The 15,061-nt window shown below is 38.9% G+C and carries 19 protein-coding genes; all 19 read right to left on the bottom strand.

Annotated elements, in window-relative coordinates; genetic code table 11:
- Positions 1–118 precede the first annotated feature (118 nt).
- The gene (locus ACYVLS_RS10280) at positions 119–1,237 is read right to left on the bottom strand and encodes a 1-propanol dehydrogenase PduQ (RefSeq protein WP_460324200.1); all 1,119 of its coding nucleotides are present in this window, start codon (positions 1,235–1,237) and stop codon (positions 119–121) included.
- Between the two features lie 16 nt (positions 1,238–1,253).
- Positions 1,254–2,660, bottom strand: coding sequence for an aldehyde dehydrogenase family protein (locus tag ACYVLS_RS10275; RefSeq protein WP_346023828.1), 1,407 nt, complete (start codon positions 2,658–2,660; stop codon positions 1,254–1,256).
- Between the two features lie 19 nt (positions 2,661–2,679).
- Positions 2,680–3,669, bottom strand: a complete 990-nt coding sequence (locus tag ACYVLS_RS10270) for a cob(I)yrinic acid a,c-diamide adenosyltransferase (RefSeq protein WP_346023829.1) — start codon at positions 3,667–3,669, stop codon at positions 2,680–2,682.
- A gap of 9 nt (positions 3,670–3,678) precedes the next feature.
- Complete coding sequence (locus tag ACYVLS_RS10265) at positions 3,679–3,942, bottom strand: EutN/CcmL family microcompartment protein (protein ID WP_346023830.1); 264 nt, start codon at positions 3,940–3,942, stop codon at positions 3,679–3,681.
- A 4-nt stretch (positions 3,943–3,946) separates the two neighbouring features.
- The gene (gene pduM / locus ACYVLS_RS10260) at positions 3,947–4,417 is read right to left on the bottom strand and encodes a PduM family microcompartment protein (protein ID WP_346023831.1); all 471 of its coding nucleotides are present in this window, start codon (positions 4,415–4,417) and stop codon (positions 3,947–3,949) included.
- Positions 4,417–5,265, bottom strand: coding sequence for an ethanolamine utilization protein EutJ (gene eutJ / locus ACYVLS_RS10255; RefSeq protein ID WP_346023832.1), 849 nt, complete (start codon positions 5,263–5,265; stop codon positions 4,417–4,419). Before eutJ ends, pduM begins: the two co-directional genes overlap by 1 nt.
- Positions 5,266–5,290: 25 nt before the next feature.
- Entirely contained in the window at positions 5,291–5,908 is a 618-nt protein-coding gene (locus ACYVLS_RS10250; protein ID WP_346023833.1) for a phosphate propanoyltransferase, read from the bottom strand.
- On the bottom strand, positions 5,901–6,188 hold the full coding sequence (locus ACYVLS_RS10245) for a BMC domain-containing protein (protein WP_346023834.1): 288 nt from the start codon (positions 6,186–6,188) through the stop codon (positions 5,901–5,903). Before ACYVLS_RS10245 ends, ACYVLS_RS10250 begins: the two co-directional genes overlap by 8 nt.
- A 38-nt stretch (positions 6,189–6,226) precedes the next feature.
- A complete protein-coding gene (eutM, locus tag ACYVLS_RS10240; protein ID WP_346023835.1) occupies positions 6,227–6,499 on the bottom strand; it encodes an ethanolamine utilization microcompartment protein EutM in 273 nt (90 codons plus the stop codon).
- Between the two features lie 14 nt (positions 6,500–6,513).
- Positions 6,514–7,167, bottom strand: a complete 654-nt coding sequence (locus ACYVLS_RS10235; protein WP_460324195.1) for a BMC domain-containing protein — start codon at positions 7,165–7,167, stop codon at positions 6,514–6,516.
- Positions 7,164–7,541: a glycerol dehydratase reactivase beta/small subunit family protein gene (locus ACYVLS_RS10230; RefSeq protein WP_460324193.1), complete on the bottom strand. Its 378-nt coding sequence runs from the start codon at positions 7,539–7,541 to the stop codon at positions 7,164–7,166. The genes ACYVLS_RS10235 and ACYVLS_RS10230 overlap by 4 nt, the downstream gene beginning before the upstream one ends.
- A 3-nt stretch (positions 7,542–7,544) precedes the next feature.
- Positions 7,545–9,371 (bottom strand): diol dehydratase reactivase subunit alpha, encoded by a 1,827-nt coding sequence (locus ACYVLS_RS10225; RefSeq protein WP_460324191.1) that lies wholly within the window; start codon positions 9,369–9,371, stop codon positions 7,545–7,547.
- 20 nt (positions 9,372–9,391) lie between these two features.
- On the bottom strand, positions 9,392–9,928 hold the full coding sequence (locus tag ACYVLS_RS10220; RefSeq protein WP_346023839.1) for a diol dehydratase small subunit: 537 nt from the start codon (positions 9,926–9,928) through the stop codon (positions 9,392–9,394).
- A 12-nt stretch (positions 9,929–9,940) separates the two neighbouring features.
- Entirely contained in the window at positions 9,941–10,603 is a 663-nt protein-coding gene (locus ACYVLS_RS10215; protein ID WP_346023840.1) for a propanediol/glycerol family dehydratase medium subunit, read from the bottom strand.
- A gap of 14 nt (positions 10,604–10,617) precedes the next feature.
- Positions 10,618–12,279 carry a propanediol/glycerol family dehydratase large subunit gene (locus ACYVLS_RS10210; RefSeq protein WP_460324188.1) on the bottom strand — a complete coding sequence of 554 codons (1,662 nt, stop codon included), beginning with the start codon at positions 12,277–12,279 and terminating at the stop codon, positions 10,618–10,620.
- A gap of 15 nt (positions 12,280–12,294) precedes the next feature.
- Positions 12,295–13,104 carry a propanediol utilization microcompartment protein PduB gene (gene pduB / locus ACYVLS_RS10205; protein ID WP_346023842.1) on the bottom strand — a complete coding sequence of 270 codons (810 nt, stop codon included), beginning with the start codon at positions 13,102–13,104 and terminating at the stop codon, positions 12,295–12,297.
- Positions 13,101–13,391, bottom strand: coding sequence for a BMC domain-containing protein (locus ACYVLS_RS10200; RefSeq protein WP_346023843.1), 291 nt, complete (start codon positions 13,389–13,391; stop codon positions 13,101–13,103). Before ACYVLS_RS10200 ends, pduB begins: the two co-directional genes overlap by 4 nt.
- Before the next feature lie 203 nt (positions 13,392–13,594).
- The gene (locus tag ACYVLS_RS10195) at positions 13,595–14,170 is read right to left on the bottom strand and encodes an ANTAR domain-containing response regulator (RefSeq protein ID WP_460324186.1); all 576 of its coding nucleotides are present in this window, start codon (positions 14,168–14,170) and stop codon (positions 13,595–13,597) included.
- Between the two features lie 56 nt (positions 14,171–14,226).
- Positions 14,227–14,574 (bottom strand): ethanolamine utilization microcompartment protein EutS, encoded by a 348-nt coding sequence (eutS, locus tag ACYVLS_RS10190; RefSeq protein WP_460324184.1) that lies wholly within the window; start codon positions 14,572–14,574, stop codon positions 14,227–14,229.
- Positions 14,575–15,061 lie beyond the last annotated feature (487 nt).

The following is a 15,061-nucleotide window of genomic DNA, read 5'->3' as shown; positions in this document are numbered from 1 at the left end:
ATTCTGGAAAAAGTCATCCGCTGCGCCAGCATTTGACTTTTTTGAAATTTTTAACGAAAACTCATTGTGATTTAATTAACAATAGACAAGCATCGATAATTTTCAGTTTAATGCAACACTAGTGAATAGATGTGTAAATTCCACCTAATTCTTGATCTGAAGGTTCCACTGGATTTGTTTTGAAAGTAAAATCTTTTTTTGCATTCCTGATTACTTCATCTAAATACTTCTTGGATAGAGATTTTTCTATTCCAAAATCCGTTAGACTTAAAGGACAATCTAGTTGGATTGCCAAGCTTTTGATACTGTGAGATAGATTTTCGATCAACATATCCTCAGAACCGATATTCTTATCAGGTTTCAATCTTTTCATTATCCGAACATATTTCTTTTTGGCGTTCTCATTTCTGGCATTTAATTTAACTACATGAGGCAATAACATTGTATTGGCTAATCCATGAGGAACATGCAATTTTCCGCCAACCTGATGAGCTAAAGCATGAGAGATACCTAGACCTGCTAGATTAAAGGACATTCCTGCCAAACAGGAAGCTTCATGCATCAGCAATCTACTTTCAAGATCATCCCCATTTTCATAGCATCGAACCAATTCTTCAAAGATAATCTCGATTGCTTTTTCAGCCAATGCGTCCGTATACGTATCAGCATTTTTCGCTACCAGTGCTTCCAGAGCATGCGTCAGAACATCCATCCCGCTGTATGCCGTTACTTTAGGCGGAGATGAGAGCACTAGTTTAGGATTCAAAATAGCTTCATCAGGAAGCATACTATTATCCACTAGAGGGTATTTAATATCATTCTTATTATCTGTTATGACAGATACACTAGTCACTTCAGACCCTGTTCCGCTGGTTGTCGGAATGACAACGAATTTTTCTATTGGTACAGAAGAAATTTTTTCTGAAAAAAAGATGACACCTTTAGTCAGATCAATAGCTGAACCTCCCCCTATGGCTAGTACAACTTCTGGTCTAAATCCTTGCATTTCATCCATACACTGGACAACTTCGGTAATTGGGGGATCCGGTGTCACTTTTGAATATACTTGTAGCTGATTATCTTTTTCTATCAGTAAAGTAATTATTTCTTTAAATATTAAAGAGCCTATAAGAAATGGGTCGCACACTATGAAAATTGATTTCTTTTTTAAACTTTTCAATCTCTCAAGACTGTCAATTCCCGTAAATACTTTTGTAGACAAACTCCATACATTCATTCCTTCTCCTCGCTTCCTATTTCAAAGAAAATCCACTCGTGATAGCCATTCTTCTTTTTCTAGCAAAATGACGAGCAGAAGTTGTTCCTTCCCCTGTTGGAGTTGCTATAGTAAATGTAGTCGGACCTTCACCGAAGGCTCCCAGACCGGCGAAGGAAGGGCCATTCACAACAAATAAAGAGGTGTTCATCTTTTTTGCCAGCTGATTGATTCTTGTGAGATTCTGAGAATGCATTGTTGCAGTATGCTTGAGATTCTGCTCAATCTTATACACTGTTTCCATTGCTTCTTCAAAATCATCAACTGTAACTACAGGTACTATAGGCATCAGCATTTCCTGTATAACAAAAGGATGATTTTTATTTGTTTTCATAATGATCAGTCTAGGAGATCCCTTGTATGGCAGATCAGCATCATCTAATATAATACTTGCATCTTTTCCAATGTATTTCTTGTTGGGTCCTTTTTCTGTCAATGTCATATCCAGTAATTTCTTAATATCAGTTTCATTTTTGACAACATATGCCCCCGCAGCTTCCATGCTGTCAGTCAACTGAGCCGCAACAGCCTCTACCACTACAACGCTTTTCTCAGCAGTACATAGTATATTATTATCAAAGCTCGCTCCCCATACAATGTCACTCCCGGCTTTATTGATATCCGCTGTTTCATCAACTAAAACTGGTGGATTTCCAGCTCCTGCACCGATTGTCTTTTTACCACTTTTTAATGCTTGTCTGACCACACCTGGTCCTCCAGTTACGACTAAAATTGCAATATCTGGATGTTCCATCATTTCCTGGGCTGTCTCAATTGTCGGTTCCTCAATAGTGACTATTAGATTATTGATTCCTGTTACATTACGGGCAATTTCGTTTATTTTACTTACCAGCCAACAGGATACTTTTTTGGCTCCAGGATGTACACTAAAAAAAACGCTGTTTCCTGCTGCTAACATCCCAATAGCATTATTTATCACTGTGGAAGGCGGATTTGTACTCGGGGTAACCGCTCCAATCACTCCATATGGAGTCAGTTCGCATAACTTCATCCCATTTGCCCCTGTTATCGTTTCACTTACCAAATCTTCTGTTCCAGGTGTTTTATTCAGAGACAAAATGATTTTAGTGATCTTATCCTCTACTCTTCCCATCCCAGTTTCATCGACAGTTTTTTGTGCAATATCCTCAGCAAAAGGTCTCAATTCCAGTCGAATAGCCTCAATTAATTTTTTTCGTGTATCCAATGAACAACTAGCATATGAAATTTGGGCACGCTTGGCAGCCTGAACTGCTGAATCAACTTGTTTAAAAATCCCATCGCCATTTGAAGTCCTTTCGGAGCTGAAATTTATGGCATCATTTTCCCTGATTTCTTTTATAACACTCCGAATTAATATTTCTATTTCTTTTTTATTCTCCATTAAAAAGACCCTTCCTCTCTCAGCAAATGCTAGCTTCTGCAATAAGTATGTCTTCTTCTACAGATCCACCACTCACTCCTATAGCCCCGATGATTTTACCGTTTGAATAAATGGGTAAGCCTCCACCGAATGAGACGATTTTACCTTCTGTGTTACTTTCTAGCTGGTATAAATCTGCTTCAGGCTGCGTGATATCCTTTAACTCATGAGTAGGAGACTTCATCGCAACTGCTGTATATGCTTTTCGAACTGCCAAATCTAGACTAACTAATAATGCATCTTCCATACGAAATTCAGCGATCCGTCTCCCGGAATCATCTACCACTGCAATCGTTACTGGAATATCTAACTCTTTCGCTTTATTTACTGCTTTATCCATCATTTCCCTTGCTTGACTATAAAGATTTTTATTTTGAGCTTCTGTTTTTTGAGTAGGATCATTAACTGCCTTTTCATACTGTTCTGATACCTTTTTTATAATTTTTTTAATATAATCATCTTCATCTTCTATTCTTGCAAGAATGTAAAGACAGTCTGACAGACGATTTAAATACATAATTAGTTCAGAACGAATAGTCTCTGTCTGTGATAATTGGATCAGTTCTCGTTCTGCCCTTCTGCAGACGGTGCGTGCTACGTGTAATTGAGCAGCTGAAACGCATTTACCGGGCAATACAAAGCTAGTAACTTTAGGCAGCTCTTTTGAGAATATATCTATCACTTGTTCTAAAAATTCAATATGGTCTGCTTCAATGATATCGCTTTTATTTTTGAGTTTACTCATATTTGTTGTTGCAATTTCAGCAGAAACGAGAAACATTGTTTTTTGAATTTTTACTAGAATATCTCTAGTTTCAGTTCTGTTCACCATTTTCTCTGCCAAACTAATAAATGAGTTCAACTCATCCATAGTGCCATACGTATTGACCCTGTCTGAATATTTTTTTACTCTGGATCCGTCAAATAAACTGGTTTCACCTTTATCCCCGGTCTTAGTGTAGATTCCCATAATCTCACCTCACTTTTCGATACTATCTAAAATCCCGATAATTGCGCTGTCCACAGCATCTGCACTAGAAGAAAAGACTTTTCTGGCAGCCGCTCCTCTTGTGAGGAGCACATACTCACCAATTCCAGCTCCGACTGTGTCAACAGCCACTTCTTCCTGATCAGTTTCACTCGAATCACTATTGATAATACGCACGACCATAAGCTTCTTGCCAACCAGAGACTCATCTTTCTGTGTTGACACCAAACTGCCTATAACTTTGCCAATTTGCATGCAATCAGAACCTTTCAATAACATTGATTTGTTTTTTTTCTCTTGCTTCATCTGCTAATGCTGTAATGATTTGAGATTGTGTCCTAATTAATATAGAACCATCTGTAAAGCTCATCATCCTCTGATAAGTGATAGCTTTCTCTGAACAAATGATGATTTTCTGATTTTTTTCATTATATATTTGTATCGGCCATTTTGTGAGTTCAAGTGGAATCAGCTGGTACATCGAAGAAGACAAATGAAAATGGAAATCGATTCCATATTGAAGACCATCCAAAACCCATGAAACAAAATGATTCTCTTCCAAGTTCAATAGTTTATGCAGAATTATTACATTCATTTCTCTAATATGAATGACCTGATTTTTTAAAAAATCTTCTTTAGAATAAGGATTTTTAACTTTAAAGTCATACGTCAGTACACTATTTTCTCGCTTTTTCAGTAAACTAATGACCCTATTAACAATATCATTCATTAATCTACCTCTTTTCCGCAACTCATTGCAATTCCTATAGGCGTTACAAATTGAGGATAAGCCGTTTTTAAGACAGGTCTATCTAGATAGTTGGAAAAAGTATCGGAAAAGTCAGAGAAATTTGATGCTCCGCCGACAATGTAAATTGGATAATTAGACTTATTTCCATTACTTTGCAAAGCCTTCTGTGTGATGTCAGCCATTTTTTCTACTACAGGACGAATCACTAGAAAATTCTCTTCTTCCTTGCATTTTTTCCGTTTCAACTTCTCAGCTTCTTCAAAAGATATTCCATTATATCCTGCCAGTACCAGTGTCATATGTGTCCCACCAGTCGGTTCGTCAAATACATTTTGAACTTCTCCATTTATAAAAGTACTGATTCCTGTTGTCCCGCCTCCCACATCAACTACAGCACCATTGTTAATTTTCAGGAGGCAAGAAGCAGCAGTCGGTTCGTCCACTATGTCCTCTACCTCCATATCGGCGCTTTCAATGACATATTTGACAACTGATTTATTTTTTCCAATAGTGCCCGGTGGTACAGCTCCTGCAGCTTTTGCTAATGAGATGCCAAGTACCTTTTCAGCTTCTGCTTTGAGAGTCCTAACAATATCCACAGAGCGAATATAGTCGACAACCAGGCCATCACGAATAACATCAGCGTACCTAAAGGAGCCATAGACCGGCTGGTTCTCATTATCAAGTACAACAAGTACAATAGAAGAGGTTCCTAGATCGACCCCAATTTTAATTTTTTTTGTTTTGTCAAAAGGATACGCTCTGCCGGTATTAACAATTTCATTAAATTTGTTCAAAACTTGATTCGCCAGTTCAATCTCCTGCATCTTACCACCTCCTGACCGTATTTGCTTATATGATTCTACATTTTGTAGATGGAGAGACGTTGGCTGCATTTGCTTCGTCTGTATCGATATGCATTTCTAATACAAAGGCCTTATGAGGTCTTACAACTACATCTTCATAAATTGTTTTGCGTTGTGGTGTGTCCACTTCTACTTTAACAAGGTCTCCTTTTTTCACATTAAATATTTCAGCATCCTGTTCACTCATATGGATATGACGCTTAGCTATAATGCATCCCTTGATAGGTAGTGACCCCTCTTTGGTCTTCAAGGTAACTTCAACAGCCTGACTTAAATCACCTGAAAGACTTATCGGGGCGTCGATTCCTAGTGTGAAAGAATCGGTCTTAGATATTTCAACCTGACTGAAAGACCTTAGCGGCGCAAGCAGACGAACATTAGGAATTTCTCCTTTTGGACCAACAAGAGTCACAGTCTGTTCTGCTGCATATTCACCCGGTTGTTTAAGATCTTTTTTCTTCTTTACAGCTTCGTCAGGAAATAACTTGTCAAAGTCCTCTTGTTTTAAGTGAACGTGACGATTGGAAATCCCTATTGGAATCTCAGGCTTCGTCATTTCAATTATAACTTCTTTAACCAGTTGTTTTAGATGCTGTCTATCCATTTACATCATTCTTATTAGAAATAATTTTTTCTACATCATTATGTGGTCGAGGAATCACATGGATCGATACCAGTTCCCCTACGTTTCGGGCGGCGGCTGCTCCAGCATCGGTTGCTGCTTTTACTGCCCCGACGTCTCCTCTTACCATGATTGTTACTAAACCTGATCCGATTTTCTCATACCCTTCCAGACTGACATTTGCTGCTTTGACCATTGCATCAGCAGCTTCGATTGCTGCCACCAGTCCTTTTGTTTCAATCATACCTAGTGCATTATTCATTTTATCCACCCTTTCAGAATATACATACATTGAAATCCTTATTTCTTAGGCAGAATTTTCTCTACGTCGTTATGTGGACGAGGAATCACATGAATCGATACCAGTTCTCCTACGCTTTGAGCTGCTGAAGCTCCAGCGTCTGTTGCCGCTTTGACTGCACCAACATCTCCTCTTACCATAACCGTCACCAATCCTGATCCGATTTTCTCATACCCTTCCAAGCTGACATTTGCTGCTTTGACCATTGCATCAGCAGCTTCGATCGCTGCCACCAGTCCTTTTGTTTCGACCATACCTAATGCGTTATTCATTGATATTCATCTCCTTAATTCGTTTTATTAGTCAACCTTTTCTGATCGGTCTTGCTGGTATCTTCCCTGTCTTTCTTAGACGATTCACTTCTGGAAACAGTCCTTTTAGTCTTGGGTTTTTGTCTACTGGAATCTTTAGGTTTATTGAAATTTTTTTTCACTACTTCATTGCTCGACGTTCCATTTTCATCTTTACCGGACGCTGTTGCACTTTTATTGCCACTGTCAGGCTTTTCAGTCTGCTTTGAATCTGATTTTACACTCGTTACCTTAAGTGTTTCTTTATCATCTTTCTTCTTTTCTTCGGACTCTTCATCCTTAACAGTCTGTTTTGAAGATTTTTTTTCTGGTTTATACTTATCTCCTGTTACTACTGATGAATCCTCTGGCTGTTTCATTTTTAAGAATGGGTCTTTTATCCCTTCAGCAGGTCTTGGGATGACTATTGATGAAACAAATGCGTCAGACTCTTTCGCTTTAGCAGTACCAGAATCTACAGAAGCTTTTACAGCCCCGACATTTCCAGATACTTTGATTGTCATCCAGCCAAATCCATTAGCCTTTTCAATTCCTAACAGTTCTACTGATGCAACTTTCAGCATGGTATCTGCCACATTGACAGCTGATGACAGTCCCTTAACTTCTATTAAACCGAGTGCATCGTTCAAAATGACACCTCCAACTCTTTTTCTACTTTGAATATATTTCCTTTCACTAACCTGGCCGCGTTACACCCCAAAGTTCGCTTTAATTCCGGAGATTTAGATTGATAGTCCGAAATTTTAAAGAAAAAATTTTCCAGTTTCAAATTTTTCTGATGAACTACAACTTCTCTATCAGAACATCCGATTCCAACTGAAAGTTTTGATTTCAGTGCTGCGTCATGTGCTGCTTCTACTGCAGGCGTGTTCTCATTTCTGATAATAGAATAAGGAATTCCTTCTTCCTCGATTCCGAACAAAATTTCACTTAATGTTTCGTCATCTACGATCTTTTGAAGACTGATGATGATTTCTGGTCTTTGAGTTTCTACGAGCGACATAGTTCACTTCCTCTCTTTCAGGTAAGATAGTATCAGTCCTGTAGCGACAGCATTTCGTGGGCCCTCTTCACCACGAATGTTCCCTCTTCCAGCAACTAATGCATGTTTTGAAAGAGCATCTGTAACTAGCTGTGGAATTTCAAAATCCAGAGCAGATCCCCCTACTATTACAACAAATGGAATATCTCTTATGTTCCCAGTAGGACTTACTTTTGTCAGTGCTCGTATAGTATTTGTCACGAAAACACGTTCTTTTGCTGTCTGTCTCACAATTCTTATTTTTTCAATCGATTCTTCTAAAGGAATAGGTAAAAACCCGTCTGGTTTTACAATTACCACTCGTGCAAAGAGATTAGGGGACAGTGGTTCGTTGAAAAACTGAACACTTCCATCTTCATGACGAATATGAAAGACACTTTCAACCTTTGCCAACGGATATTTCTTGATATCTTCAGCAAGATACTTATCCTCAAGCCCTAATTCTGAATCTATTATCATTGTCACCATATCGCCTGCTCCGGCTAGATGATTTGAAACGATTTTCCCCTGATTGTTAATGATAGAGGCATCTGTCGAACCAGCACCTAAATCTAAAATAGCTAAAGGTGTATCGGTTCCAGGTGTAGTAATAGCTCCCATGATAGCTGATTCTGCCTCAGCTCCACCAATTTCAACAGGGACATTGTACTTTTTCTCAATTTCATTCGCTATGATGAACATTTGAAGATGGTCGGATTTGACCATAGATGCAATTCCAACTGCCTGTTCCATTGAGTACTCGCCAGCAAGTCCGCCTCTGACATCTAAAGGGACAAATGTATCGACAGCCAGTAAATCCTGGATGTACACATCCGACATTTCCTTATCTGTCAGATCTGCCATAGTTGCTCTCACTTTCTCAAGCATCCCGCCGACGTTAGTTCCTGATTCACCGATCACATTATCGATGTGATCCAAAGAGGATACAAGAGACATGATTCTTTCGGAACCATCTGAAACATCTACTGTATGAATTCTGCTATTTTCATAAATACTGATCGTTCCAGCTGGAATCGTTCTGGCCTGGACATCCCCTTTAGGCGTTTTGATGACAACTGCTGAACGATTTCCTATCAGTGCTCTTGCGATAGGAACAATATTCTTTGTGTCTTCCGGCGAAAGATTGAATACTGTTGCAATACCATAGGGATTAGATAGTTGAGATATCACTTTCCCCTGCTCTACGACTTCAACCGCTGCCAGCATACCCATCGGCACTTTATCAATGAATGATATTTCGTCAACTATAGGAATTTGTCTGTTCAGACGATTATTTACCAGTACTCCATCATCTGCCTGTAGAATAGCTCCAGCGATACTATATCCCTTTGTTTCATAGGCATTGATCAATTGAGCAACTAAAGAAAAGTCTACAGATTTCGGTACAACCACTATATATAATATATCTTCCATAGGCTTATTCAATAATTCCAGGATAGAGACAGTCTCTCCGATTCCGAGACCTATCCCTCCTGGTGTTTTTGGATTATGCCCTATCATAGTAGATTCAGTAATGATAGTCTCCGTAATGTTTTCCATCGCTACATCTCCTATAACCGGAGTAGCTTCATTTATACGAATCAAATCGATGTCTTTAATAGTCAAGTCTGTTTTTTTCAATAAAATATTCAAGGAGTCATAGATTCCATGTAAATTTTTCCTGGTTCCTTTTATACCCGTGGTATTGGCAATGGAGGAACTCAGAAAATTGACTTTCCCCGTTGGTGTCACCTCTGCTAACGCAGCTTCAGTTGAAGAATTCCCAATATCCACACCAACAATTCTATGCATAGATTTCTCTCCTTTATTTGTCAGTTGTCACCTTTTAATTTCTTGCGTTTCTCGTAGTTTTCAGCTGCTTCACGAATGAAGTTTGCAGTAACTTTCGCATCATATTGCGATTCGAGTTCTTTTGCAATATCCATTAGGTCTTGTTTAGTCGCACGGTAAGGACGTAACATGTTATAAATCTCCAAAACTCGTTCATCCGGTACTAATGTCAGCTCTGATGCTCTTGAAAAGTTATTTGTAATTGCCGGACGTCCTGCACTTTTAGCGATATCTCCCTGTGCTTTTAAAATATCGGCAGTTATTCGGACATCCTGCGGCTTAATGTTGCCATTCATAACGTTCTCTAGAGTAATATCTTTAAATGTTTTTCCAGTTGATGATTTTACCCATTCCGGATGTTTCTGGGCGATCGGGTAATCTTTAACAGTGACATTTCCAAAATCAGATTGTTTAGCTGAACCTGATTTGCTAGTGGATGATGAAACCGTTGTAGTTGTATTCCCATTGTTCATATCTTCCAGAATTTTTCTAACCATGTTTTCAACTTCTGTAGTCATAATTTCACTTCCTTATATATTTATAGTAAATTCTTGTGCATTTGTACCTTTTCTTATTTCTTTAGTTTCCTTGATATGCAGTAAAGCAGACAATGCCTGGTATCTAGGACGAGCCATCTGATCATTGAGTGTTTCCACTGGTGTAGGTGATTCGCCTTTTGCGTATTTAGCTGCATTTTTTCCGATCGCACGATAAGTTTCTAAAGTTAATAGCGGCGCCTGTGGGAACAGCTCCAGATTCGACAGTGGCTGCAGTTCACGTTGATGAATAACCGCTGTTCCTTTGGACTGCAATCCGATGGATATCCCGGACCCTGACAAACGGTCTCCTTCAACTGAAGCAAATGCAACATCGGATGTTTTATAAACTTTGATCAGTCGGGCATTTAATCCTTCTTCTTCAACTCCGGCTACGATCTGTCTGATGATTTCCTTATGGGGAACACCGACAATATTCGTTGTTTGAGATGCTGCAAAAGCTGGGGCAACTGCAATGACTACTTCATCTTCAGATGTGCCGGATTGGGCTTCACCGCTATTTTTAAGCCAGTCTTCTTCATTAGCAGGTACTCCTGTTTTCTGCTGTTTGAAAGACACTTTATCGCTACTGTCTCCCATTTCACGAATTACCTCTTCAATAATTGTTCGTAATAAATTTTCATTAATTTCTGTCATGTTTATCCCTCCTCCTAAATATCTCTAGGGTCAATTGCGTTTGGAATATTTTTGATTTTTTCCCAATCTTCTCCGTCTAAACGGTACCCTGTACCAGGCCCGGCATAGTCATTAGGAGCATTGACGGCTGAAATGACATTCCAGTCTTTATCAAAAATTGAGGCAGTTTGCAGGAAGTCACCTGCTGTACGCTGTTTCAATTGGTTCAGCACACTTTCCGCCACATCTTTAAAGTTGTTTTCAGCCAGTCCTTTTACTATATCCAATCCTGTAATTCCTCTATTCAAGATATCTGTTGCACCTTTTAAATCTTCAACGACATTACGGTGAGGCACATCTTTCGTTCCATGTGCATAAGTAGCCGCTTCGATTTCTTCTTCTGTTATGGCCGGCAGTCCCAGATAGTCAAACACAGCTTGAATTGCTCTGGCTGCTTTATTTCTTACACGCACAACATCTTCTTCTGTAACAGGTTGTAACCCACCGTTTACTCTCAGATCTCGCTGGATAACATTATAATCATCAAAATCTTCAGCATCTGTATTCGATCCGGCGAACATATTATCGTAGTTCGGTGTAGCAGAATAGCCAGAAGATATATAATCTGTTCCTGGTAAGAACTGCATCATTAATCTCGCAGTACGACGCATATCGGAGTGAGAGAATGTCTGATCATTTCCTGAAGCGTTCTCCAGATCCATCATCGCTGTAATAAGATTTTCTCCCAGAACAGCACGGATACCTGACGGAACAGCGGCAGGGATACCAATACAACTGATGGAGCCGTTTTGTAAGCCTTGTACACCAGCAGCCTTAGTCAGGAAGATACATCTTGCCTCAAGATATAACATGGACTTCCCTTCAGCAAATCCCATCTGCACTTCTGATCCTGTACCGGAAGTAAAACGCATCTTTATACCTCGAGAAGCATAAGCAGAAGCTAAAAATCCTTTAGACCATGGGGTGTCGTCACCATCTGTAAAAACGTCTTCTGTCCCGTAAACTGAGATAGTTTCTGCATAAGCAGTGAATCCTCGCATACCTAAGTTTAGTTCTGTAGCTTCTTCAGAAGCGCATTGTGTCATAGTTCCAGGTTTTCCTATATTTGATCCAATCATAATACTAATGGCATTCAAGGGAGCATAGCGGGCAACTGCAGTAGTCGTTTCTTGTTCATCAAAACCTCTAAATGCCCCTTCAGCTGCATCTGCTGCCAGCAGAACCGGATTGTCTCGTACATTGGTAATATGTGACTGGGTCGCTGGTTTTTTTCTAGATCTCATTTTTTGGACAGCCATCATCATTTCTACTACGTTCATATAGCTGACAACTTCACACACCTTAGCAGGAGTCATCGCTGAGGTAAGCTCAATTAAATCTGAACGCGAAATATTAGGGTTCACAAGTTTGTTAGCTAATTCCTGAGAACTCATCTTGACGACTTTTTCAGCATTTTCTTTGTTAATACCATACGCTGCAATGAAACTATCGATTAAGTCGAAATCTTCTTTACGTTTTCCATCCAGCTCCACTATTTCTCCGTTTTCAATGCGGATGCTTGGTTTAGGATCCTTTGGACTGTCCATTGCAACAAATCCTTCTTCGATCCATTCTTTTACAAATCCGTCCTTGTTGACCGGTCTGTTCGCTAAAGCTTCAAATCGTTTTGACTTCATATTTACTACCTCCTGTTAAATGTATGATGAAGCACTACTGGTAGGTTCATCTCCTAGACTGGACAGCATTTTCTTACCAATTTCTCTCGCAGAGATAACTGCCTGACGAACTGCACCAGAATCTCCTGTAATCTGTAAGATTGCTTCATTTGAGTAGCTGGTGCCTCCATTACCGGGTGATCCATAGCCCACGACCTCGACATTAGCAGATTTTACGGCCGCATCTGCCATAACCAGCCCTATTGCTGCTGGAGCACCTACGATCAATCCGAATGACTTCCCAACTGGTGCCCCAAATGCTTTATTGATGGCATAGCTGGCTCGAGCTGTGTACTGCAATTCCAGATGTCCAGCATCGTTCGCATAGACATCTCCAAATGTTCTTTCCACTTCTTGAAGGGTCACTTCAACAGCCCGTTTGACGTCAGATACATCCTCTCCACCAAAAACGATCAGAGAGCCGTGACCGGCACCGCCTTTAGTATCACGAGGCAATTCTATTAGAACGATTTCTGTATTTGTAGCCTTAACCGCTTCATCAGCAGCCATAATATGAGGCCCGGCACCCGTCCTTGCACCTATAATACCAATGGATCGATATGATTTTTCCAATTTCATTGCATCCAGTAACTGTGAGTCTACATTTGCAATAACTAAACCGATTGTATCCCCAGTTTTTGTTGATCCGATATATTCTGTTAAACCGCTTGCGTTATTCGCCATAGTTAAATCTCCTTTCGAGAAAATGTTCTGCTCGTTATTATTATCTATTTTGTCCATTACTCTACTTAAAATACTGTTTATCAATTGATCTTGACTATTCATTTGTCATCATCACCTTTGACAGGTAAGATTTTTTCAACATCCGTATGTGGTCTTGGAATAACATAGCTTGATACTACCGTTCCAACTCTTTCGGCAGCAGTTATTCCGGCATCTACTGCAGCCTTCACTGCACCCACATCACCTCTTACCATTATTGTAACCAGACCAGATCCAATTTTTTCGTTGCCAATCAATGTGACGTTAGCAGCTTTTACCATTGCATCTGCTGCTTCGATTGAGCCGATCAATCCTTTTGTCTCGATCATTCCTAATGCTTCCTGCGACATATTGCTCCTCCTTTAAATGTTGTTGTGTGCTTTTATAAGTATGCACCACATCGTTTTATCAAACATTACCTATTACCTTTTTATATCGCTATATCTATCCCTCCAATCAAAAAGCAAAGATGCTTAAAAAACGACTCTGAAAGTCATTTTTTAAGCATCTTTGCTTTTACCACAAGTTACATCACTTGCAGTTATTTTTAATTTTAAACTCCTAGTAATATGATATCCGCTATTTCCACCATAGATGTGCGCTTCTGCATACTCAGGTTTTGAATAAATCTATACGCTTCTGGTTCGCTTAACTGCTGTTCCTCCATGAGCAAGCCTTTAGCTTTTTCTATTATTTTTCTTTCGAATAACTTTTTATTAGCCTTTTTCACTTCAGATTCAAGCTGTTCAATTACAGAGGTTTGTTCACTGCCCAGATACAAGGTCGAGATTAAAACCTCCTTCTGTATAGGTTTTGACAGCCAGCCTATCATTTTTCTGCTTTTGATCTTTTCAAAATTTTCTTTGTTGATTTCTGAATCGTTATCACATAGAAAAATGACACCTTTTACATTATTCTCTGCAATTACTTTTCTCGAAGCTGTTATCCCGTTCAAAACCGGAAGTTTTAAATTGATTATCAGTATGTCTGGTTTTTCTTTCTTACACAATTCGAGAGCTGCAAAACCGTCTTTTCCAACTCCACTTATTGTGTAAACTTCTTCCATAAGTAAGTTTTTGATCATATCCATAGTTGCTAAGTCTTCGTCGACTATCACAATTTTTTTCATTTTGCCACACCTTTCATCGATGTTAAACAAAAATATGTTTGATCCTCCTCTTTCTTTTATGTTCTAGTGATTCTGACATCTGACATTCCCAAAATTTTCCCCAAACTTGTAAGCACATCTGATAGTGAAGCTTCAACCGCCCCAACTGTACCTGTAAACACTACTGACCCACTGAATCGATCGACAAATCCTATTTGAATATCAGCGGACTTAGTCGCAATATCAGCAGCTATGATTGAAGCTTCACTGGGAGTGATAGTTAAGATACCAATTGCATCACTGTTGCTGCTTAGAGGCAAGCCTAACTTGGTGTATAAATGCTTGTCAGGATTTGCAATGACATGTGCCAATGTAACCTGTTTCCCTGGGACATATTCCTGTATCATTCTTTGCTTATCATTCACAATAACACCTTATTCCCTAAAGTATCAGTCATAGTTAAATATACCGTTATTTATATATGACTATTATATCAATAAATAAAGCGTTGTCAATTAATCTGATGAAAAAAATTGAATATGTGAAAAAAAAACAAACTGACAGCTTATTCTTTTTTTATATCATAAATTAAGAAGGATATAAATATTCAACAGTAATCTATAATATCAGGTAGTTTTTCATAATAATCGAGCCATTACTTAAATTCAAATAAGTTGTTTTATGCTCCCTATATAGTACAATGATACAAAAAACCGAACCTTTTTCGATATTCTAATAATAGAAATCGAAAAAGGTTCGGTTTTTTAATTTAGTGTGAAATTGAACCTGAATAATTCATAGTACCTTGTCAGAACAGGCATTTATCCCGCTTTGATAAGGTTTATCACTCTATTCCTTCTTCACCCGTTGGGTGAAGAAAAAAATATACAAAAAGAGCACACTCTATGTTAT

The organism is Alkalibacterium psychrotolerans (assembly GCF_054784355.1).
The sequence above is the reverse complement of the archived record's forward strand: the minus strand, read 5'-3'. Positions and strand labels throughout refer to the sequence as shown.

Excerpts from the sequence above, each read along its gene's own strand:
- ACYVLS_RS10280 (WP_460324200.1), bottom strand. The coding sequence starts at position 1,237 with ATGAATGTATGGAGTTTGTCTACAAAAGTATTTACGGGAATTGACAGT.
- ACYVLS_RS10275 (WP_346023828.1), bottom strand. The coding sequence starts at position 2,660 with ATGGAGAATAAAAAAGAAATAGAAATATTAATTCGGAGTGTTATAAAA.
- ACYVLS_RS10270 (WP_346023829.1), bottom strand. The coding sequence starts at position 3,669 with ATGGGAATCTACACTAAGACCGGGGATAAAGGTGAAACCAGTTTATTT.
- ACYVLS_RS10265 (WP_346023830.1), bottom strand. The coding sequence starts at position 3,942 with ATGCAAATTGGCAAAGTTATAGGCAGTTTGGTGTCAACACAGAAAGAT.
- pduM (WP_346023831.1), bottom strand. The coding sequence starts at position 4,417 with ATGAATGATATTGTTAATAGGGTCATTAGTTTACTGAAAAAGCGAGAA.
- eutJ (WP_346023832.1), bottom strand. The coding sequence starts at position 5,265 with ATGCAGGAGATTGAACTGGCGAATCAAGTTTTGAACAAATTTAATGAA.
- ACYVLS_RS10250 (WP_346023833.1), bottom strand. The coding sequence starts at position 5,908 with ATGGATAGACAGCATCTAAAACAACTGGTTAAAGAAGTTATAATTGAA.
- ACYVLS_RS10245 (WP_346023834.1), bottom strand. The coding sequence starts at position 6,188 with ATGAATAATGCACTAGGTATGATTGAAACAAAAGGACTGGTGGCAGCA.
- eutM (WP_346023835.1), bottom strand. The coding sequence starts at position 6,499 with ATGAATAACGCATTAGGTATGGTCGAAACAAAAGGACTGGTGGCAGCG.
- ACYVLS_RS10230 (WP_460324193.1), bottom strand. The coding sequence starts at position 7,541 with ATGTCGCTCGTAGAAACTCAAAGACCAGAAATCATCATCAGTCTTCAA.
- ACYVLS_RS10225 (WP_460324191.1), bottom strand. The coding sequence starts at position 9,371 with ATGCATAGAATTGTTGGTGTGGATATTGGGAATTCTTCAACTGAAGCT.
- ACYVLS_RS10220 (WP_346023839.1), bottom strand. The coding sequence starts at position 9,928 with ATGACTACAGAAGTTGAAAACATGGTTAGAAAAATTCTGGAAGATATG.
- ACYVLS_RS10215 (WP_346023840.1), bottom strand. The coding sequence starts at position 10,603 with ATGACAGAAATTAATGAAAATTTATTACGAACAATTATTGAAGAGGTA.
- ACYVLS_RS10210 (WP_460324188.1), bottom strand. The coding sequence starts at position 12,279 with ATGAAGTCAAAACGATTTGAAGCTTTAGCGAACAGACCGGTCAACAAG.
- pduB (WP_346023842.1), bottom strand. The coding sequence starts at position 13,104 with ATGAATAGTCAAGATCAATTGATAAACAGTATTTTAAGTAGAGTAATG.
- ACYVLS_RS10200 (WP_346023843.1), bottom strand. The coding sequence starts at position 13,391 with ATGTCGCAGGAAGCATTAGGAATGATCGAGACAAAAGGATTGATCGGC.
- ACYVLS_RS10195 (WP_460324186.1), bottom strand. The coding sequence starts at position 14,170 with ATGAAAAAAATTGTGATAGTCGACGAAGACTTAGCAACTATGGATATG.